This is a genomic window from Salinicola sp. CR57 (genome assembly GCF_003206585.1).
Taxonomy (GTDB): Bacteria; Pseudomonadota; Gammaproteobacteria; order Pseudomonadales; family Halomonadaceae; genus Salinicola; species Salinicola lusitanus.
In genome coordinates this window covers 350,264-369,328 of the sequence record NZ_PZJL01000005.1, presented here as the reverse complement: position 1 = coordinate 369,328, position 19,065 = coordinate 350,264, and the positions used below count along the sequence as shown (strand labels likewise).

16 protein-coding genes are annotated in these 19,065 nt (G+C 65.3%); 9 read left to right on the top strand and 7 right to left on the bottom strand.

Annotated elements, in window-relative coordinates; all coding sequences use genetic code 11:
- Positions 1-56 precede the first annotated feature (56 nt).
- The 6 genes from DOM56_RS08350 (at position 57) to der (ending at position 7,098) form a co-directional block, all read left to right on the top strand.
- Positions 57-1,094, top strand: a complete 1,038-nt coding sequence (locus tag DOM56_RS08350) for a RodZ domain-containing protein (RefSeq protein WP_110708343.1) — start codon at positions 57-59, stop codon at positions 1,092-1,094.
- 8 nt (positions 1,095-1,102) lie between these two features.
- On the top strand, positions 1,103-2,218 hold the full coding sequence (gene ispG / locus DOM56_RS08345) for a flavodoxin-dependent (E)-4-hydroxy-3-methylbut-2-enyl-diphosphate synthase (RefSeq protein ID WP_110708342.1): 1,116 nt from the start codon (positions 1,103-1,105) through the stop codon (positions 2,216-2,218).
- 125 nt (positions 2,219-2,343) lie between these two features.
- On the top strand, positions 2,344-3,624 hold the full coding sequence (hisS, locus tag DOM56_RS08340) for a histidine--tRNA ligase (RefSeq protein ID WP_110708341.1): 1,281 nt from the start codon (positions 2,344-2,346) through the stop codon (positions 3,622-3,624).
- 58 nt (positions 3,625-3,682) lie between these two features.
- Positions 3,683-4,339, top strand: a complete 657-nt coding sequence (locus tag DOM56_RS08335; protein WP_110708340.1) for a tetratricopeptide repeat protein — start codon at positions 3,683-3,685, stop codon at positions 4,337-4,339.
- Positions 4,339-5,505 (top strand): outer membrane protein assembly factor BamB, encoded by a 1,167-nt coding sequence (bamB, locus tag DOM56_RS08330; protein WP_110708339.1) that lies wholly within the window; start codon positions 4,339-4,341, stop codon positions 5,503-5,505. The genes DOM56_RS08335 and bamB overlap by 1 nt, the downstream gene beginning before the upstream one ends.
- A gap of 189 nt (positions 5,506-5,694) precedes the next feature.
- The gene (der, locus tag DOM56_RS08325; RefSeq protein ID WP_110708338.1) at positions 5,695-7,098 is read left to right on the top strand and encodes a ribosome biogenesis GTPase Der; all 1,404 of its coding nucleotides are present in this window, start codon (positions 5,695-5,697) and stop codon (positions 7,096-7,098) included.
- Positions 7,099-7,158: 60 nt separating this feature from the next.
- On the opposite strand, the gene DOM56_RS08320 is transcribed toward der, so the two are convergent.
- The 4 genes from DOM56_RS08320 to DOM56_RS08305 all read right to left on the bottom strand — a co-directional run bounded on the left by DOM56_RS08320 (position 7,159) and on the right by DOM56_RS08305 (position 13,585).
- Positions 7,159-8,772, bottom strand: a complete 1,614-nt coding sequence (locus DOM56_RS08320; protein WP_110708337.1) for a diguanylate cyclase — start codon at positions 8,770-8,772, stop codon at positions 7,159-7,161.
- A complete protein-coding gene (locus DOM56_RS08315; RefSeq protein WP_110708336.1) occupies positions 8,762-9,151 on the bottom strand; it encodes a response regulator in 390 nt (129 codons plus the stop codon). The genes DOM56_RS08320 and DOM56_RS08315 overlap by 11 nt, the downstream gene beginning before the upstream one ends.
- Position 9,152: 1 nt before the next feature.
- Positions 9,153-12,635 (bottom strand): ATP-binding protein, encoded by a 3,483-nt coding sequence (locus tag DOM56_RS08310; protein ID WP_110708335.1) that lies wholly within the window; start codon positions 12,633-12,635, stop codon positions 9,153-9,155.
- A gap of 77 nt (positions 12,636-12,712) precedes the next feature.
- Positions 12,713-13,585, bottom strand: coding sequence for an ATP-binding protein (locus DOM56_RS08305; RefSeq protein WP_110708334.1), 873 nt, complete (start codon positions 13,583-13,585; stop codon positions 12,713-12,715).
- A gap of 247 nt (positions 13,586-13,832) precedes the next feature.
- On the opposite strand from DOM56_RS08305, the gene DOM56_RS08300 reads away from it, so the two are divergent.
- The gene (locus tag DOM56_RS08300) at positions 13,833-14,450 is read left to right on the top strand and encodes a hypothetical protein (protein WP_110708333.1); all 618 of its coding nucleotides are present in this window, start codon (positions 13,833-13,835) and stop codon (positions 14,448-14,450) included.
- Between the two features lie 76 nt (positions 14,451-14,526).
- Positions 14,527-15,333, top strand: coding sequence for a M48 family metallopeptidase (locus DOM56_RS08295; RefSeq protein ID WP_110708332.1), 807 nt, complete (start codon positions 14,527-14,529; stop codon positions 15,331-15,333).
- 247 nt (positions 15,334-15,580) lie between these two features.
- On the opposite strand, the gene aroE is transcribed toward DOM56_RS08295, so the two are convergent.
- From aroE to DOM56_RS08280, 3 genes are all read right to left on the bottom strand, one after another.
- Positions 15,581-16,393 carry a shikimate dehydrogenase gene (gene aroE, locus DOM56_RS08290; RefSeq protein WP_110708331.1) on the bottom strand — a complete coding sequence of 271 codons (813 nt, stop codon included), beginning with the start codon at positions 16,391-16,393 and terminating at the stop codon, positions 15,581-15,583.
- Complete coding sequence (hemF, locus tag DOM56_RS08285; protein WP_110708330.1) at positions 16,390-17,322, bottom strand: oxygen-dependent coproporphyrinogen oxidase; 933 nt, start codon at positions 17,320-17,322, stop codon at positions 16,390-16,392. Before hemF ends, aroE begins: the two co-directional genes overlap by 4 nt.
- A 75-nt stretch (positions 17,323-17,397) precedes the next feature.
- Positions 17,398-17,949 (bottom strand): L-threonylcarbamoyladenylate synthase, encoded by a 552-nt coding sequence (locus DOM56_RS08280; RefSeq protein ID WP_110708329.1) that lies wholly within the window; start codon positions 17,947-17,949, stop codon positions 17,398-17,400.
- Between the two features lie 253 nt (positions 17,950-18,202).
- Here DOM56_RS08280 and DOM56_RS08275 point away from each other — a divergent pair, with 253 nt between their 5' ends.
- A complete protein-coding gene (locus DOM56_RS08275; protein ID WP_110708328.1) occupies positions 18,203-19,039 on the top strand; it encodes a 5'-nucleotidase, lipoprotein e(P4) family in 837 nt (278 codons plus the stop codon).
- The last annotated feature ends 26 nt before the right edge of the window (positions 19,040-19,065 follow it).

The following is a 19,065-nucleotide window of genomic DNA, read 5'->3' as shown; positions in this document are numbered from 1 at the left end:
CCAACAGACCCCGTACTCGAGCCCTGCTCGGGAAAAGATCAGAAGGATTTTCGCCAATGAGCGAAATGAACGAATCATCGACCAAGCAACACGACGCACCCGGCCACGCTTCCGAAACGGCGGGTGACATGCTCCAAGGCGAGCGTGAACGCCAGGGACTCAGTCTCGAGGACGTCGCGCTGCAGCTGAATCTGAGGCCGATCGTCGTCGCGGGTCTCGAGGAGGATCGCTTCGATCAGGTACCCATCGCCGCCTATCGCCGGGGCTACGTGCGTGCCTACGCACGCTTGCTGGGACTCGACGAGACCCGGGTCGTCGGGGCCTACGATGCCAAGCACGGCCGCGGCGACATGGAACGGAAGCTGGCCCCGGTGCATACCGCCCGCCCGCCTTCCCGAGTCGGCGCCTGGATCTTTCGCCTGTTCACACTGCTGGTCATCATCGGCCTGATTTCGCTGACACTGCTGTGGTGGCAGAGCCGCGAGGGCAACGATATCTTCGGTGGCGGCAGCGACGACAGCCCGATCGCCGTCGACCGTCTCAACGACGAGGGCGCTGGCGCTTCTGCGCCGGCGACGGACGGCTCGGCGATGACGCCCAACACCGACACCCAACTGCCGCTGCTGCCCACGCAGCAGGACACGCCGGCGGCCGGGACCGACGCTTCGACGGACGGGGCCGGCGCCACGGATAGTGCAACGGGCGATGGCACCGGCGTTTCCGCCTCGGCGGAGACGACGCCGCCGAGCGGTGACGAACGTCAGGCCCAGCAGGTCGGCTCGACGGCCAACGATCTGGTCGCGTCCACCACGACGCCGGCAGATGACGAGGCAACGCCAGCCGCGGCCAGCGCCAACACGCTCTCCCTGACTTTCAACCAAGAGTCATGGACCGAGATATATGATGCCAACGACGACCGAATTTTCAGCGGCCTGCAGTCCGCCGGCAGCCAGGCGAGCGCGGAGGGAGATCCCCCCTTCCGGCTGACTATCGGCAACGCCAGCGGCGTGACGCTTCGATATCGCGGTGAATCGGTCGATCTGAGCCAATACACGGGCGGCAACAACGTCGCTCGCTTTACCCTGGGAGACTGAGAAGCGCCATGAATATGCCATCTCCGATCACCCGCCGCGCCTCCCGACGGATCCACGTCGGTGACGTCCCCGTCGGAGGCGGCGCCCCGATCGCCGTCCAGAGCATGACCAACACCGACACCAACGACGTCGCCGCCACCGTCGCGCAGATCCAGCGCCTTCAACAGGCCGGCGCCGATATCGTGCGCGTCTCGGTACCGGACATGGATGCCGCCGAAGCCTTCGGCAAGATCAAGGGCCAGGTCAGCGTTCCGCTGGTGGCCGATATCCATTTCGATTACAAGATCGCCCTGCGGGTGGCCGAGCTCGGCGTCGACTGCCTGCGCATCAACCCCGGCAATATCGGGCGCGAGGATCGGGTGCGGGCGGTGGTCGACGCGGCACGCCATCACGGCATCCCGATCCGGATCGGCGTCAACGCCGGCTCGCTGGAGAAGGATCTGCAGAAGAAGTATGGCGAACCGACCCCGGAGGCGCTGGTCGAGTCGGCCATGCGCCACATCGATCATCTCGACCGGCTCGATTTCCCCGACTTCAAGGTCAGCGTCAAGGCCAGCGACGTGTTCATGGCCGTGGCCGCCTACCGGCTGCTGGCCAAGCAGATCGAGCAGCCGCTGCACCTGGGCATCACCGAGGCCGGCGGTCTGCGCTCCGGCACGGTGAAGTCCTCCATCGGCCTCGGCATGCTGCTGATGGATGGCATCGGCGATACCATCCGCGTCTCGCTGGCCGCCGATCCGGTGGAGGAGATCAAGGTCGGCTTCGACATGCTGAAGAGTCTCAAGCTGCGCGCCAAGGGCATCAACTTCATTGCCTGCCCCAGCTGTTCTCGCCAGAATTTCGACGTTATCGCCACCATGAATGCCCTGGAGGAGCGCCTCGAGGACATCATGACGCCGCTGAACGTCTCGGTCATCGGCTGCGTGGTCAATGGTCCCGGCGAAGCCAAGGAGACCGACATCGGCCTCACCGGCGGCAGCCCGGCCAACCTGGTCTACATCGATGGCAAGCCGGCAAGCAAGCTGCGTAACGATCATCTCGTCGACGATCTCGAAGCGCTGATCCGCGAGAAGGCAAAAGAGAAAGAGAGCCGCGCTGACGCCCTGATTGCCCGCGAGGCGTGAATCCAGCGTCCCCAAGCTCCCACGCATGAGCGCGAGGCTTGACGCCTCGCGGCCCATCATCAGAGAGTAACCGACGAACGCCCAGGCGGGTGCCTGTGGCGTTTTGCTATAGGCAGGAGTGTCAGTTGAGCAACAAAATCCAGGCCATTCGCGGCATGAACGATCTGCTGCCGGATCGGTCGCCCGCGTGGCAGTATCTCGAGCGCCAGCTGCGCTCGCTGGTGGACCGCTACGATTATCGCGAGATCCGCACCCCGATCGTCGAACAGACCGCCCTGTTCGCCCGCTCCATCGGCGAGGCGACGGACGTGGTCGAGAAGGAGATGTACACCTTCGACGACCGCAATGGCGAGAGCCTGACCCTGCGCCCGGAGAATACCGCCGCCGTGGTGCGGGCGGCGATGGAGCATGGCCTGTTGCACAACCAGACGCAGCGGCTCTGGTACATGGGTCCGATGTTCCGCTACGAGCGCCCGCAGAAGGGTCGCTACCGCCAGTTCCACCAGATCGGCATCGAGGCCTACGGCATGACCGGCCCCGATATCGACGCCGAGATCATCCTGCTCTCCGCTCGCCTCTGGCGCCAGCTCGGCATGACGGAACACGTCACGCTCGAGCTCAATTCGCTGGGCACGCCGGAAGCCCGCGCCGCCTATCGCGACTCCCTGGTCGCCTATTTCGAGGCCCATCGCGAGGTGCTCGATGAGGATTCCCAGCGTCGACTGACCACCAATCCGCTGCGGATTCTGGACTCCAAGAATCCCGCCATGGCCGAGATGCTGGCCGGGGCACCGCAGTTGCTCGACCACCTGGACGACGCCTCCCGCCAGCATTTCGAGCAGTTGAAATCGACGCTCGATGCCGCCGGCGTGGGCTATCGCATCAACCCCCGGCTGGTCCGCGGGCTCGACTACTATTCACGCACCGTGTTCGAGTGGACCACCACCGCCCTCGGCAGCCAGGGCACCGTCTGCGGCGGCGGGCGCTACGACGGCCTGGTCGAACAGCTCGGCGGCAAACCGACGCCGGGTGTCGGCTTCGCCATCGGCCTCGAGCGCCTCATGCTGCTGCTCGATACGCTCGATCTGATTCCCGCTGAGGCCCACGGTGGCGCCGATGCCTACCTGCTGGCGATGGGCGACTCGGCGGAGCGCAACGCGATAGGACTCGGCGAGCGCCTGCGCGATGCTCTGCCGGCGCTGCGACTTCAGGTACACTGCGGCGGCGGCAGCTTCAAGAGCCAGATTCGTCGCGCCGATCGCAGCGGCGCCAGCGTAGCGCTGATCCTCGGCGACGACGAGATCGAAAAGGGCTGCCTGACAATCAAGCCGCTGCGCGAGGATGGCGAGCAGCAGACACTCGAACTGGACGACGCCATTGCTTGGCTGGACCGCCAGTTCCCCTGAAGCCTGAACGGGTACCGGCAGCCGCATGACTGCCGACGAACGCAGAAGGAGACCGCCCGTGGCGGAGCTTAGGACCGAAGAAGAGCAGCTGGACGCGATCAAACAGTGGTGGAAGTCGAACGGCAGCGCGCTGCTGGTGGGGATTGCCGTCGCCGCCGCCGGTGTCTTTGGCTGGCATGCCTGGCAGCGCTATGAGGAAGGCCAGTCTGCCGAGGCGTCCAACGCCTATCAGCAGCTGATCGCCATCGCCAGCAGCGACACGCTCGACGACAACGCGCGGACACAGGCCTTCACTCTGGCGGATGGCCTGCAAAGCGATCATGGCAGCACGCTCTACGCCGACCTGGCCGGCCTGCTGGAAGCCAAGATCGCCATCGGTGCCGACGATACCGACCGCGCCCGCCAGGCGCTCGACGATGTCGTCGCCGACAGCGACCGTCCCTACATGACGGGCCTGGCGCGCATCGACCTGGCCCGTCTCCAGATCGCCAGCGACAACCCGGACGCGGCGCTGAAGACCCTGAAGGACGCCGTGCCCGGCGCACTCGAGGCGCAGCGCCAGAATGTCCTCGGCGACGCCTTCGTTGCGCTGGAACGCCCGGACGATGCGCGCAAGGCCTATCAACAGGCGCAAAGTCTGGCCCAGGATGCTGACCAGACGATCTACGGCCTTCAGCTCAAGCTAGACGATCTCGGTGTGGAGGACGCCACCTGATGAAACTAACTCACCTACTTCTGCCCCTGGGCCTGACCGCCACGCTGCTGGCCGGTTGTGCCGGTAGCGTCGAACCGCAATATCCGCCCAAGGAACTCAAGGACTTCACACCCAAGGTCAGCCTCGAGGAGCGCTGGGACCAGGGCATCGGCGAAGGGCTCGGCCGCGCCCGCTATCCGCTCACGCCGATCGTCGATGACGGAACCCTGTATGCCGTCGACGAAACCGGCGATCTGCGGGCGATCGATACCGATAGCGGCGATACCCAATGGGACGTCAAGCTGGGAACGCCCATCTCCAGCGGCATCGGCGCCGACGGCGGGCGTCTCTACCTCGGCACTCGCAATGGCGAGGTGCTGGCGGTGGATCGGCAAGACGGCAGCATTGACTGGAAATCGCGAGTCTCCAGCGAGGTGCTGGCCGCGCCCCAGGTCAATAGCGAGCTGGTAGTGGCCCAGAGCGTCGACGGTGCAGTCACCGCCCTCGACCGCCTGACCGGCAGCGAAAAATGGGTCTACTCCAGCTCCCAGCCGGCACTGACGCTGCGCGGTACCGGCGCCCCCCGGGTCATCGAGCCGGTCTCCTTCGCCGGCTTCGCCAACGGCCGCCTGGTGACACTGGACAACCGCAGCGGCCAGCCGCTGTGGGACATGCGCGTCGCCGTGCCCAAGGGGCGGACCGAGGTCGATCAGCTCGTCGACCTTGACGGCCAGCCGGTACTGACCCCGGATGGACGGCTGTTCGTGACCAGCTACAACGGCCGCCTGCTGGCGCTGGAAGCCACCTCCGGCAAGGTGCTGTGGGAACACGAGGAGTCCAGCTACCTGACGCCATTGGTGGTCGGCAACTACCTGTTCACGGTCAACGCGGCCAGCCACGTGATCGCGATCGACGCCGACACCGGCCGTGTGATGTGGGATTCCGATACCCTGGAAGGCCGCTCGCTGACCGCCCCATCGTTCGTCGACGGCAACATTGCGGTGGGCGACTACCAGGGCTACATCCATCTCATCGACGCCTCGACCGGCGAGATGAGCGGACGCATCCACGTCGGCGGCGACGGCCTGTCGCTGCCCCTGCTGACCGGCGACCGCCGTCTCTATGCCCTTGGCAACGATGGCACCCTGGTTGCCTACGACCTGAAGACGCTCTCCGATCAGAACTGACCGGCACCACGCTTTCCCAATCGGCCCCGCCTGAGCGGGGCCGATTGCGTTGGGAAGAATGGAACCGCCCGGCTCGGACTTCCCGCTGTTCGCGTGCTAGAATGACCGGCTATCAAGCGGTCGTACCGGGCTTCCTCGCAGCCCCTCCCGCCGGCCGTCCACCTTGTCACCGCCTTTTTGCGAATCGCCATGAACCCCGTTATCGCCCTGGTTGGCCGACCCAACGTCGGCAAGTCGACGCTTTTCAATCGCCTGACACGTACCCGCGACGCGCTGGTGGCCGATTTCCCCGGCCTGACCCGCGACCGTAAGTACGGCAGCGGCCAGCTCGGCGACAAGACCTACACCGTGATCGACACCGGCGGCATCAGCGGTGACGAGCAGGGTATCGACGCGGCCATGGCGGAGCAGTCGCTGACCGCTATCGACGAGGCCGATATCGTGCTGTTCATGGTCGACGGGCGTGCCGGGCTGATGCCGGCCGATCAGGCGATCGCCAACCACCTGCGCGTCAACCAGAAGAAGACCTGGCTGGTGGTGAACAAGACCGATGGCCTCGAAGAGCAGACCGCGATGGCCGATTTCTGGGCGCTCGGCCTGGGTGATCCTCGACCGATCGCCGCCTCCCACGGGCGCAACGTCACCACGCTGATCGACGAGGTGCTGGAGCCGTTCCCCGAGCGCGACCCCAACGCCGGCCCGGCCGGCTATCATCCCGGCGTTCACATCGGCGTCATCGGTCGCCCCAACGTCGGCAAGTCGACGCTGGTCAACCGCATGCTGGGCGAGGAACGCGTGGTCGTTTTCGACGAGGCCGGTACCACCCGCGACGCCATCGAAGTGCCTTTCGAGCGGCGCGGCAAGCCTTACGTGCTGGTCGATACCGCAGGTGTCCGACGGCGCAAGAACGTCAGCCTGATCGCCGAGAAGTTCTCGATCATCAAGACGCTCGAGGCGATCAAGGAGTGCCACGTCGCGATCATGGTGCTGGACGCCCGCACCGGGCTGGTGGAGCAGGACATGCACCTGCTCGACTACGTGCTCAGCAGTGGGCGCGCGCTGGTGCTGGCGGTCAACAAGTGGGATGGCCTGGAAGGGGAAGCCCGCGACAAGATGCGCTCGGACATCAAGCGCCGGCTGGGGTTTGCCGACTACGCCGAGCTGCACTTCATCTCGGCCCTGCACGGCACCGGTGTCGGCGACCTCTACAAGTCGGTCGACAAAGCCTTCGACAGCGCCAACAGCCACTGGTCGACCAACCGGCTGACCTCGATCCTGCAGGATGCCGTCAGCGAGCATCAGCCGCCGATGATCAATGGCCGCCGGATCAAGCTGCGCATGGCCCACCAGGGGGGCAGCAACCCGCCGATCATCGTCGTTCACGGCAACCAGACCTCGTCGTTGCCGGAAGCCTACCGACGCTACCTCACCAACACCTTCCGCAAGGTGCTGAAAGTCCGAGGTACGCCAATCCGATTCGAGTTCCGTTCGGGCAACAACCCCTACGACAACCAGGCTGGCGCCAGCGACCGGGAAAAGGCCCGCGAGCGCCAGTTGAGCCGCACCCGCGAGGCGAGGAAGAATCGCCGCTGACCCGTCTGGCGAGGCCAGCGGCGCCCGCGCCGTTCCTCGCCGCCGCGACGCCGTCGCTCGTCACGGGGCAACGGCGACCCGGGTCTGATTCCTTCCCCCCTGCTTGGCGTCGTACATCGCACGGTCGGCGGCCTCGAGCAGCGCCTCGGCGGGTTGCCAGTCGAGCGTACTCGCCACCCCCGCACTGAATGTGACGTTGAAGGTCTCCCTCGCTGCCACGCACTCGAGCTGAGAGAAACTGACCCGGATACGCTCGATCGCTTCGCGAGCGTGCTCCAGCGAGCACGAGGGCAACACCGCCACGAACTCCTCGCCGCCGTAGCGGCCGACATGATCGACCCGGCGTAGCCGCTGGCGCAGCAGGTTGGCGAGCAGGCGAATGACATAGTCGCCGGTGCCATGACCGTACGTATCGTTGATCGACTTGAAGCGATCGATGTCGATCATCACCACGCAGGCTTCCGATCCGGTACGCTCGGAGCGCGCTTGTTCGATCTCGATCAGTTCCTTGATCGCCGGGTGCTTGATCAAGCCGGTCAGGCCATCACGGGCCAATGCCAGACTGAGCTGCCGGGAGCGCTGTGCCCTCGCCGTGACCGCAGCTACCAGCGCCACATCCGCGATCGGCTTGACCAGAAAGTCGTCACCGGCCTGAGCCAGGGCCTGCGCCTGGCGGTGGACGTCGGATTCCGCCGATAGATAGACCAGTGGAATTCGCAGCCAGTCGTCGTCGAAGCGAATGAGGCGCGCCAGTTCCGGTCCGGAGCACCCCGGCATGTTGATGTCGATCAGTACCAGATCGGGCACGAAATCGCGCAAGCCCCGCAACACGTCGCGGGGCGCGGTGATGACCCGGGACTCGATCCCGGCGCCCTTCAAGGTCAGGCGAAAATGCTCGGCGAGCTCGAGGTCGTCGTCGACGATCAGCACCCGGTAGGGGTCCTGCTGCGGAAGGTTGACCAACTGGCGGAGATGGCGCTCCAGTGAAGGCACATCGACGGGATGGGCAAAGAAGCCGTGAGCACCGTCACGAACCGCCTGGAGACGAGCATCGAACCCGGTGTCATCGCTCAGCAGTATCAGCATCGCCTGCGGCATGTCGGCCATACGACCGCGCCAGGTGACGCTGTCGACCCGGGCCGTGTCGACGATCGCGACGTCCGGCTGCCACTCACGAAACGACCTTTCCGCAGAGAGCGCGCGGCAGTCGTAGCCGAATCCGGTCAATGAATGGATCAGGGCGTCGGTATCGCCATCCGCCATGACCGCGATCCGAATGGGCCGATCGCCGCTGGCGAGGTCATAGCCGGCTTGCGGCTCGGCGACGGCCGCTGCAGCGGTGGTGCCGAGCAGACGATAGCTGTCTCGAAGGCGGTCGTGCAGCGCCGAGAGCATCGGCGGCGTGGGCGCAGCCGCGCTCTCGATCACGGTCTGAAGCCACATCTCCATTTCACGGGCATCGCGGCTCAACTCGGGATAACCGAACGTCCCCGCGGAGCCCGCGATCCGATGCAGACCCTGTTTCAGTACCTCGAGCATCGCCGGATCGAGTCCGCTCTGGCGCGCGCTGAGCTCGCGTGCCTGAGCGGTGAGGGTCTGCAGGTCTTCGCCGAGACGCTGACTGTATTGTGCCTTGAGCGCCGCCAGCCGCGCCTGTATGTCACTATCCTGCATGGGATCGCTCCCAGATCTCCCGCAACTGCGTCGATAGCATCATGGGATCGAACGGTTTGATGACCACATCCAGGGCGCCAATGGCGCGGTAATGCTCGATCTCGCTGGGCTGGACCTTGGCCGTCATGAAGATGACCGGAATCGATTGTGTCGAAGCCTGTTCCCGCAACCGGGTCAGCGTGGTAGGGCCATCGATGCCCGGCATCATCACGTCGAGCAGGACCAGATCCGGCTGCCATTCATCGGCACATGAAATCGCCGACTGGCCGTCATCGCAGCTGCGGACCTCGAAGCCGCCGACGATCTCGAGCGCGACCTTGGCCACCTCCTGAATCGAGATATCGTCCTCGACATGGAGAATCCGTTGGAGAGGTTTCATCTCAGCGGGTTTCCTCGTTTTGATTGTCCGACGACGTCGCACCGCCCCGAAGCTGACGACCGAAGGCTTCCATGAGCGCCTCGGCAGACAGACCGGGCTTGGCGATCGCCGTATCCATTCGTCCCAGCAGCGTCGGAGCCAGCGCCTCCTCGGACAGGATGATGACAGCCGGCTGGCGGGCCAGTTGGCTCAGCATCGGAATGATCTCCCAGCCGGGCGATTGCGGCCCGGTGAGATCCAGCGATATCAAGCCGTAGTCATGGCTGTCGAGCAGATAGCGCGCTTCCTGCAGCGAACGCGCCACATCCAGCGTCATGCTGGGAGCGATCTGTTGCGCCACGCGGTGAGTCAGCTCGGCATCGCTTTCGACATGCAGGATACGCTCGCGCTGCGGCTTCAGACTCAGCGAACTGTGCAGTGCGCCAGCCAGCCGCTTCTCGTCGAGCGGTTTGGCCAGCCAATCGACGGCATCCAGGCGGCCGCCGATCTCCAGCTCCCCCTCTTCCGCCGCCGCCGAGACGATCAACACCGGCAACTCGCGGGTGCGCGGTTGCTCGCGCAGTTGACGCAGCAGCGTCAGTCCGTTGCCGTCCGGCAACAGCAGATCGAGGGTAATGGCATCGAAGCTCCGGCGCTCGAGCCACTTCAGGGCTTCGCCAATGGTGTGCGCGGTTTCGGCCTGATAGCCCCAGTGCCTGACCAGCGTGGCCAGCAGCACTGCCGTGTCCGGATCGTCCTCGACGATCAGCAGCCGGGATCCGCTGGTTTCGATTTCGTGGCCGTCGACAGGCGCTGGCGACGCTTCCACTGACACCCCGGACTCGGGCGCCTGAGCCATCTCGGTGCAGGGCAGCTCGAAGAAGAAACAGGCGCCCTGCCCGGCTTCCGAGAAGAAGTTGATCGACCCTCGCATCCGCTCGACGAGCTCACGCGTGATGGCAAGGCCCAGACCGGTTCCGCCCTGCTTGCGCGTGGTAGAGGCATCGGCCTGGGAGAACTTCTGGAAGATGCGATCGTGAAACTCGGCGGGAATGCCCGGGCCGTGGTCGATGATGCTGACTCTCACCCGGCCACCGATCGGCTCTACCCGAATTTCGACCTGGGTGTGCGGTGGGGAGAACTTGGCCGCGTTGGAGAGCAGGTTGCTCATCACCTGCTGAAGGCGCATCGGATCGACGTTGACACTCGCGCGATCCATGCGATCGGTCACCACATAGCGAGCCTGGAACTGGTCGGCGTAAGCCTGGTTGGCCTCGACCGCCTGGTCGACCAGCGGCATCAGCGGCTGCTCCTGCATCTGAAACGTCATCTTGCCGGCGACCAGTTTCTCCATGTCGAGCAGATCGTTGATCAGCAGAATCAGGCGCTGGGAATTGCTGTGGGCGGTCTTCAGCATCCCACGCATGGCATCCGGCGGCGTTCCGAGCGCGCCACCCTGAATCAAGCCCAGCGCACCGGAAATCGAGGTCAGCGGCGTGCGCAGCTCATGACTGACGGTGGAGATGAACTCGCCCTTGAGACGCTCGTCGCGCTTGCGCTCGGTCACGTCGTGGAGGAAGCCGTGCCATATCGTCCCGCCATCGTCCTCCCGCTCGGGGATCGACTGGCCGGCAAGCCAGATGACCCGGCCATCGGGATGCAGAATGCGATACTCACACTGCCATGGAGTCAGATTCTCCCTGGACTCGGTGATAGACCGCAGAACCATCTCCCGATCCTCGTCCAGGATCGCCTCGATGACCGCGGAGGAGTCCTGGGCCGCCTGCTCGGGGGTGATCCCGTAGAACGCCTTGATCGCGTCACTGGCGTAGGGAAACGAGGGCCGTCCTTCGGCATCGACCCGATACTGATAGATCATCCCGGGGGTCTGGGAGGCGATCTTGCGCAGCCGCTTGCTCAACTCCTCCCGCGCTTCGACTTCGTGCCAGCGCATCAGCGTGGCACCGACCCAACGCGCCAGCAGGCGCACGAACTCCTTGTCGACTTCGTCGAATTGACGGGGATGCGGCCGATCGCTGCTGAAGGCCAAGGCCCCGTAGCGCTGTCCATGTACCCAGATAGGGGCACCGATATAGCTCTTTAGCGAGTAACGCAAACGGCAGCGGTGCTCGCCGAAGCCATCGGTGTCGGCATCGGCGAAGGCGACGACGTCGGCACTGGCCATGGTCAATTCACAGAACGTGTCGCTGGTCTTCAGGTGCTGTCCCGGCTCGAACCGCTGATCGATGGAGTAGGCGGCCTGGATCAGATAATCCTCACCCTCGATACGGTTGGCGACGGCAAACGGCATCCCAAGATGCTCCGCACCTGCCTGCAGCGCCTTTTCCACCAGACGCTGGAAAGAGGTTTCCTGGAAGGCCGCGATATCGTTGAGGGTCTGCAGCGTCTCCTTCTGTGCCTCGAGGCGCCGGTTGAGGGACTCCAGGGTCGACTTCTGGCCCTCAAGTCGCTGCTGATGACGAAGCATGGTGTCCCGGGTCACGCGACGCGTACCCCACAGCAGCAACAGCAGGCAGGCCTCGGCGATCAACCATGCCACTCCCCAGCGCAGCCAGGTGCTGATGATCAGCGCATCGCGATGCTCGAGTTGCGTCGTGATATCTTTCCAGACCGCCACCGCCGCGATCGCTCGCGAGCTGGCGTCCCCGGATTGGCTCAGCGGAACCAGCGTCAACAGATAGCCGCGTCCGTCATCGCCCTCGACCACGGACCAGTTCGCGCGGTCTTGCACCACCGGCATCTGGGTGCCGGACAACCAGTCATCGATCAGCGCATTCGAGCGCTTGGTCACCCGCCATCGGGGTACGGCCTCATCGATATCGCCCTCTCGGGAAAGCACCGCGACACCGCTCTCCAGTTGATTGGAGAGTCTGGCGACGTCGGGCACCACGGCAAATTCCACCTCGAGAAGCCCGACGAGCGTATCGCTCTTCTCGTCCTCGGGTCCGAAGATCGGCGCAACACCAGCCGTGGTCGCTCGGGAACCGTCGAACTCGATGCCGTAGACCGCCTCTCGCGTTTCCAGGCTCCGTCGTAACAGATAGTCGCTGTCCCCGGAAACCGGAGACGCATCATGCGACTGCAGGCTCAGGAAAGGACTCGCGTCGTCGTCACCGGGCAGGAAGAGGTTGAGTTCCAGCGCATTGCCTGCTTCCAGCGCCCTCCAGTAGGGGGCAAGATTCTCGCGAAGTCGGGTCCGGATCGCTTGCAGCCGAGCTGGCGAGACGGGGTCCACGGCCTGGGCCATGAGTCCGCGAACGACCGGATTGGCGACCAGCGTGGTCGCCAGTACCTGGACCCGGCGTTCGAGCCCCGCACGAGAAGCATTGATGGTGATTCCCTGTTCCTGAGACTGGAAATCCAGGTCCCGGGAAAAGGCCTCACGATCATTGAACAACGCCTGCAGCAGCATCCAACCGAAGAACAGCGTCAGCAGGATGCTGCCCAGGACAATCAACCATGTCGGTAAGCGAGAGACCTTCACCCGTCTGTCTCCTCATGAACGGTTCCCAAGCAAAGCCTGAAATGACTCATGCTTTTTCATGAGGATAACGCATTCGCTTACGCCGTTGGTCGTTGAATGGATTGCGAACCGACCCACTGGCAGGCGAATTGCCACGCGGCACGACCGCTGCGCACGCCCCGCAGCGTGGCATAGCGCACCGCGTCGGCACGGGCCGCCTCGCTCCAGGCATCGTCTCCTCCCAGATGCGCGACCCAATGGCGGCAGGCCTCGAGGTAGGACTGCTGGTCGAACGGATGAAACGCCAGCCACAGGCCGAAACGATCCGACAGCGAGATTTTTTCCTCCACGGCATCGCCATGGTGCAACTCGCCATCGACCAGGTGCGTCTCCTGATTGTCGGCCATCGACTCCGGCAACAGGTGCCGACGATTCGACGTGGCATAGAGCAGCACATTCTCCGGCGGCCCGGTCAGCGTGCCATCGAGAACGCTCTTCAACGCCTTGTAGGCATCGTCGCTGCCCTCGAACGACAGATCGTCGCAGTAGACGACGAATCGTTCCGACCGATCCCGCAACCGCTGCACCAGGATCGGCAGCGCGACCAGATCGTGACGATCGACCTGGATCAGGCGGAGCCCCTCGCCGGACAGCGTATTGAGCAGCGCGCGCACCATCGACGACTTGCCGCTGCCGCGCGCGCCCCATAGCAAGGCATGGTTGGCGGGGTAGCCTTGGAGAAACGCTCGGGTGTTCTCCAGCAGGGCGCGCTTCTGGCGCTCGACCCCGATCAGATCGTCCAGCCGGACGCTATCACGCGGCGATACCGCGACCAGCTGCCCGCCGAGCGGGTGGGATTGCCACAGGGCCGCGACATCGCGCGCCCAGTCGACGGCAGGCGGCTGCTCGGGCAGCCACCCCTCGACACGATCCAGCAAACGGCTCAGACGTAGCGCCAAATCACCATCCATCCTCGACTCTCCTTGAAACGAACTGGGTCAGACGATTCCGGCAACGGGCTCTACGAGTGGTGGGAAGTATCGATGGAAATCGATCTTCCCGGAGGATTGCAGGCTGCCGGAAACGGAGTATCTTGTGCCGGCTGGCCCCTCGGGTCCAGTCGCGGCCCTTGGTCGATCCGCGTCATCGGCCAGGGAGTACCGATTTGGCACCGCCGCCCACCCAGACGTTTCCCATGGCTCATTTCAAGGAGTGACGATGGCGTTTCGCTTCCGCTGGCTCGCCGCATCGGTCCTGGTGACTTCGCTCTCCGGCTGCCTGGCGCTTCCTCAGGTCGGCTTCATGCTGGGACGAATCGCGCTGTCGTCGATGGGCGTGGAGAACGTCCGCATCGGCAACTATCACTTCTCGCCCGGTCTGGAAGGGATCGACGAGCTCTCGCTGCTGAGCTCGGGGCTGGCATTGGCCGGCCTGCCGGTGAATATCGACCTGCCGCTGGCGATGGTGCTGCCGACGGGGACGCCATCGGTCACTCTGCAGGGCTTCGACTGGCAGCTCCAGGTACCCGGCGCGGAACCCGCCACCGGCGAAGTCACCGAGCCGATTTCGCTGACGGGCGGCGAGCCCGCGACCGTCACCCTGCCGGTCTCGCTGGAGCCGGAAGGCCTCGACGAACTCTCGTCCAGGGCCGATCGCGTGTCGTCCCTGCTCTCGCTCGCCCGGCGCTTGAGTCGTGCCGGCGAGCTGCCGACAGGCAGCCAACTGACGCTGACGCCCACACTGCCGGCCGCGCTCGACGGCATCGTCACGGCGCCGACCCTGACCCTGGACATCGGTGAACCCGCCGACGGTGGCCAGCAAGACCCGTCGGCTTGACCGCCCTGCCAGGCCGGGTATCTTGGGCCAATCGGCACCCCCAACAACCTATGACCAGAGAGTTTCGGAGACCATCATGTCAGGAAGACCTTCCCCCCGGCTGATTGGCGCCCTCGGCCTCGCGGCCCTGCTGAGCGCCTGCAGCACCTCGCCGATGGGCCGCAACCAATTGGCCTTCTACTCCGACGACGAGCTGGCGCAGATGGGCCAGCAGAGCTTCGCCCAGTACCAGCAGGAGCTGCCCACGGTCAGTGGCGCCCAGGCCAACTACGTGCAGTGCGTGGCGAAAGCGATCACCGCCGAGGTCCCCGCCAGTGCCGGTATCTCCGAGTGGGAGGTCAAGCTGTTCAAGGACGACACCGCCAACGCCTTCGCCCTGCCGGGCGGCTATATCGGTGTCAACACCGGGCTGCTCGACGTCGCCACCAACCAGGACCAGTTGGCCGCGGTCATCGGCCACGAGGTCGGCCATGTGCTGGCGCATCACGCCAACGAGCGCGTTTCCACCCAGGCAGCGACGCAGAGCGGGCTCTCCGTACTGCAGACGGTGGCAGGCCTGCAAGGCGCGGGTGGCGAGCAGGTAATGGGGCTGCTGGGGGCGGGTGCGCAATACGGCGTGATCCTGCCATTCTCGCGCCAGCAGGAGTCGGAAGCCGACCTGGTGGGGCTGGACCTGATGGCCGATGCCGGGTTCGACCCCAGCGCCAGCATCAAGCTGTGGCAGAACATGTCGGCCAACAGCCAGGGCGAGCCGCCGGCCTGGATGTCCACCCACCCCAGCAACTCGCAGCGGATGGAAGGCCTGCACAATCGCCTCAGCGAGGCCCAGTCGCGCTACGAACAGGCCAGGGCCAACGGCAAGCGACCCAACTGCAAGGCTTGATCCTCTCGCATTCGGCTTCCCGGTAAGAACCAATACTCTCGGGTTCTCCAGCCAATGATGCCTTCCAGACGACGCTGGACGACAGTCACCCGCGCACGGGGAGTGGCGTTCAGGGTTTCGTCGTCTGGGGCGTCAAACAGGGGAGCGCGAGGGGCTTGCCCCTCGCATTCATGAGCCAAAGCATCGTTGAGACTCGGCCAGTGGCAAGCTGATCCTGCTCGAATTCGTTGCCTCGCCAAAGCCCTAGCTACAACTCCCGCCTCAGCAGCTCCCGCAACGGCGCGGTATCCGGGCGCACCTGACGCCACAGCCAGAAGGACTCGGCAGCCTGCTCGATCAGCATGCCAAGCCCATCCACCGACCGCGCGCCCCGCTCGGCGGCCCAGCGCAGGAAGACGGTCGGCTCGGCGGCGTACATCATGTCGTAGGCCAGGCCATCCGCCGCGAAAAGGTGATCCGGCAATGGTGGCAGGTCGCCGGCAAGACTGGCGCTGGTGGCATTGACCACCAGATCGAACGTACCTTCGATGCGATCGAAGCCGCAGCCGGTGACATCACCCTTGCCGACGAACAGCGCCGCCAGCGCCTCGGCCTTCGACACGGTGCGGTTGGCCACCGTCAACGTCGCGATCCCGGCCTCCAGCAGCGGTTCGATCACCCCGCGCGAGGCCCCTCCCGCGCCGAGCAACAAGACCCGCGCACCGGTGAGCGGCGCAGCGTGGGCGTCCAGGTCGCGGACCAGGCCGACACCGTCGGTGGTATCGCCGTGCAATCGCCCATCCTCGCCTATCAGCAGCGTATTCACCGCACCGGCAAGCTGGGCTCTCGGCGACAGCACCTCGGCCAACGCAAAGGCTTCTTGCTTGAACGGCACGGTCACGTTGCCCCCGCGGCCGCCGGCATCGACGAACGCCTGCCAGGCCCCCGCGAATCCGTTCACGGGAGCCTCGATGGCGTCGTAACACAGCTTCTGGCCGGTCTGTTCGGCGAAGGCGGCGTGAATGCGTGGCGATTTCGAGTGGCCAATGGGGTGGCCAAAAACGGCATAGCGGTCGGTCATTGGGGTAACGGTTCCTCGGTGGTATTCAGCCAGTCGCGGGGCTGTAGATAAGCGAGCAGACGCGCTTCCTCGGAGCCCGGCTGCGGCGCCCACTGGTATTGCCAGCGCGCCAGCGGCGGCATCGACATCAGGATCGACTCGGTCCGCCCGCCGCTCTGCAAACCGAACAGGGTGCCCCGGTCCCAGACCAGATTGAACTCGACGTACCGGCCCCGACGATAGGACTGGAACTCCCGTTCCCGCTCCCCGAACGGTGTCTCGCGACGGCGTTCGGCGATCGGCACGAACGCTTCCAGGAAGCTGTCTCCCACTGACCGCTGGAAGGCAAAGCAGGTTTCGAATGGCCATTCGTTGAGGTCATCGAAGAACAGTCCGCCGACCCCCCGGGTCTCGTCGCGATGCTTGAGCGTGAAGTACTCGTCGCACCACGCCTTGAAGCGGGGATACACCGACTCGCCGAAAGGCTCGCAGGCCTTGGCGGCGACCCGGTGCCAGTGCTTCGTGTCCTCGAGACTGGGGTAGTAAGGGGTCAGGTCGTAACCGCCGCCGAACCACCATACCGGTTCTTCGCCCGCCTTGTCGGCGATGAAGAACCGCACGTTGCCGTGCACGGTCGGCACGTGCGGATTGCGCGGGTGCAGTACCCACGAGACTCCCACCGCGTGGAAGCTGCGCCCCGCCAGCTCCGGACGCGCGACACTCGCCGAGGGCGGCAGTTTTTCGCCGTGCACATGCGAGAAGTTGACGCCGCCTTTCTCGAACAGCGCGCCCTCCTCGATCACCCGCGAACGCCCGCCGCCCCCTTCGGCGCGCTCCCAGCTCTCCTCGCGGAATCGCCCACCACCGTCGAGCGCGGCCAGCGAGTCGCAAAGTGAGTCCTGCAGCGTGAGCAGATAGTCCTTGACGCTTTCGAGGTGGGAATGTGCCACGGTCGTCTTTCCTTCGGTCCGGAGAATAGGGATTCGGGGTGTATCGGCACGGCGGCTGCGTGCGACTTGGCCCTTTCAGGCGCGCAGCAGCCGCCCAGTCGTCAGATCGCGGATGGTGCTGGGCCGGTCGCGTCCACCGAGTGGCCCATCGACGATCGCGCCCAACGCCTCGCCGAATGTTTCACGCACCTCGTCGGCGCTCATCGCCGGCGCTTCACCGGCACGATTGGCCGATGTCGACACCAAGGGTCCACCCCAGGCGGCGCACAACTCCTGCACCAACGGATGGTCGCTGACCCGGACCGCCAGCGTGGGATGATTCCCTCGCAGCAGCGGTCTGGCCCGCCCGTTATCGGGTATCAGCCAGGTGTGAGGCCCCGGCCAGGTCTCGAGAAGGCGTTGGCGGGCTCGCTCGTCGATGCCCTCGAGCCACTCGGAAAGCTGCCGGATATCGCCGGCGATCAGGATCAGGCCCTTTTCGCTGGCGCGCCCCTTGAGCGCGATCAGCGATGCCAGCGCCCGTTCATCGTCCGGGTCGCAGCCGAGCCCCCATACCCCTTCGGTCGGATAGGCGATGATTCCTCCCTGCCGAAGGGAGGAGACGGCAGCCGAGAAATCTTGACGCATCTGGGTCTCTCTTCCACGAAAACCTGGGTCTCTCTTCCACTAGCATCCGGGCCTGGCTTTCACCAGAGCCCGACTGCCGGTTCCACGACAGTCGAGCCGCTGCCCATGGTCCGAATTCTAACACGCCGACAAGCCGCCGGGCCGTGCGCCAACGTCGCACCCGGGCACGCTCGAGGTGGCGAATGCCTGGTTCGACGGCCATATTGAAAAATCGGGTATTCATCCACCGGACAGGACAATCAAGGAACCGCCAATGCCCCGCACATCGCTGCCCCCGATACTGCTCTCGCTGGCGCTGGCCGGCGGTCTCGCCGCCTGCGCCCAGCAGCCGGCCCAACCGCCCGCCCCGCAGGCCTCCCTCGCCGACGAGCTGGTGATGGCGACGGCCTGGATGCAGTCCTCCGGCGAGTACGTCGCGCTGAGCCACCAGGCCTTCAATCTCGCCCGCATGAACCTGGATCGCGCGCTGGCCGCTGCCGGCAGCCAGGCACAGCGCCCGCCAGCGATCATCGTCGACGTCGACGAGACGGTACTCGACAACAGTCCCTACGAGGCGTGGCTGATCGCCAACGACGAGAATTACGCCAGCGATAGCTGGCATCAATGGGTGGAGCGGGCCAGCGCGGCACCAATGCCGGGAGCGAAGCCCTTTCTCGATTACGCCGCCTCGCGGGGGGTGGAGATCTTCTACGTCACCAACCGCCGCGACGACGAGACGGAGGCGACGCTGCGCAACCTGCGTCAGGTCGGCTTCCCCGACGCCGACCACGAGCATTTCCTGCCGCGTACCGACTCGAGCGACAAGACGTCCAGGCGCCTGCGCGTCGCGCAATCGCACTGGGTCGTGCTGCTGATGGGTGACAATCTGGGCGACTTCTCCCAGGGGTTCGACCGCGAGAGCGCCGCGGCGCGACGTGCCGCCGCCAATGCCCAGGCCGACGCTTTCGGCAGCCGCTACATCGTGCTGCCCAACCCTGCCTACGGCGCATGGGAGGAAGCGATCTACGGCGGGGACTGGAACCTGAGCGACGAGCAGAAATCCCGTGCCCGCCGCAACCACCTTGAGGCGTGGGGCGGACCGACCCGCTGAAGCGTTGCCCGGGCGGCGAATGTGGC

What these genes read in the sequence shown, in the direction of transcription:
- DOM56_RS08300 (WP_110708333.1), top strand. Translation starts at nt 13,833, where the DNA reads ATGGCGTTTCGCTTCCGCTGGCTCGCCGCATCGGTCCTGGTGACTTCG.
- DOM56_RS08280 (WP_110708329.1), bottom strand. Translation starts at nt 17,949, where the DNA reads ATGCGTCAAGATTTCTCGGCTGCCGTCTCCTCCCTTCGGCAGGGAGGA.
- ispG (WP_110708342.1), top strand. Translation starts at nt 1,103, where the DNA reads ATGAATATGCCATCTCCGATCACCCGCCGCGCCTCCCGACGGATCCAC.
- DOM56_RS08350 (WP_110708343.1), top strand. Translation starts at nt 57, where the DNA reads ATGAGCGAAATGAACGAATCATCGACCAAGCAACACGACGCACCCGGC.
- DOM56_RS08320 (WP_110708337.1), bottom strand. Translation starts at nt 8,772, where the DNA reads ATGCAGGATAGTGACATACAGGCGCGGCTGGCGGCGCTCAAGGCACAA.
- DOM56_RS08275 (WP_110708328.1), top strand. Translation starts at nt 18,203, where the DNA reads ATGCCCCGCACATCGCTGCCCCCGATACTGCTCTCGCTGGCGCTGGCC.
- der (WP_110708338.1), top strand. Translation starts at nt 5,695, where the DNA reads ATGAACCCCGTTATCGCCCTGGTTGGCCGACCCAACGTCGGCAAGTCG.
- DOM56_RS08315 (WP_110708336.1), bottom strand. Translation starts at nt 9,151, where the DNA reads ATGAAACCTCTCCAACGGATTCTCCATGTCGAGGACGATATCTCGATT.
- bamB (WP_110708339.1), top strand. Translation starts at nt 4,339, where the DNA reads ATGAAACTAACTCACCTACTTCTGCCCCTGGGCCTGACCGCCACGCTG.
- DOM56_RS08305 (WP_110708334.1), bottom strand. Translation starts at nt 13,585, where the DNA reads ATGGATGGTGATTTGGCGCTACGTCTGAGCCGTTTGCTGGATCGTGTC.
- DOM56_RS08295 (WP_110708332.1), top strand. Translation starts at nt 14,527, where the DNA reads ATGTCAGGAAGACCTTCCCCCCGGCTGATTGGCGCCCTCGGCCTCGCG.
- aroE (WP_110708331.1), bottom strand. Translation starts at nt 16,393, where the DNA reads ATGACCGACCGCTATGCCGTTTTTGGCCACCCCATTGGCCACTCGAAA.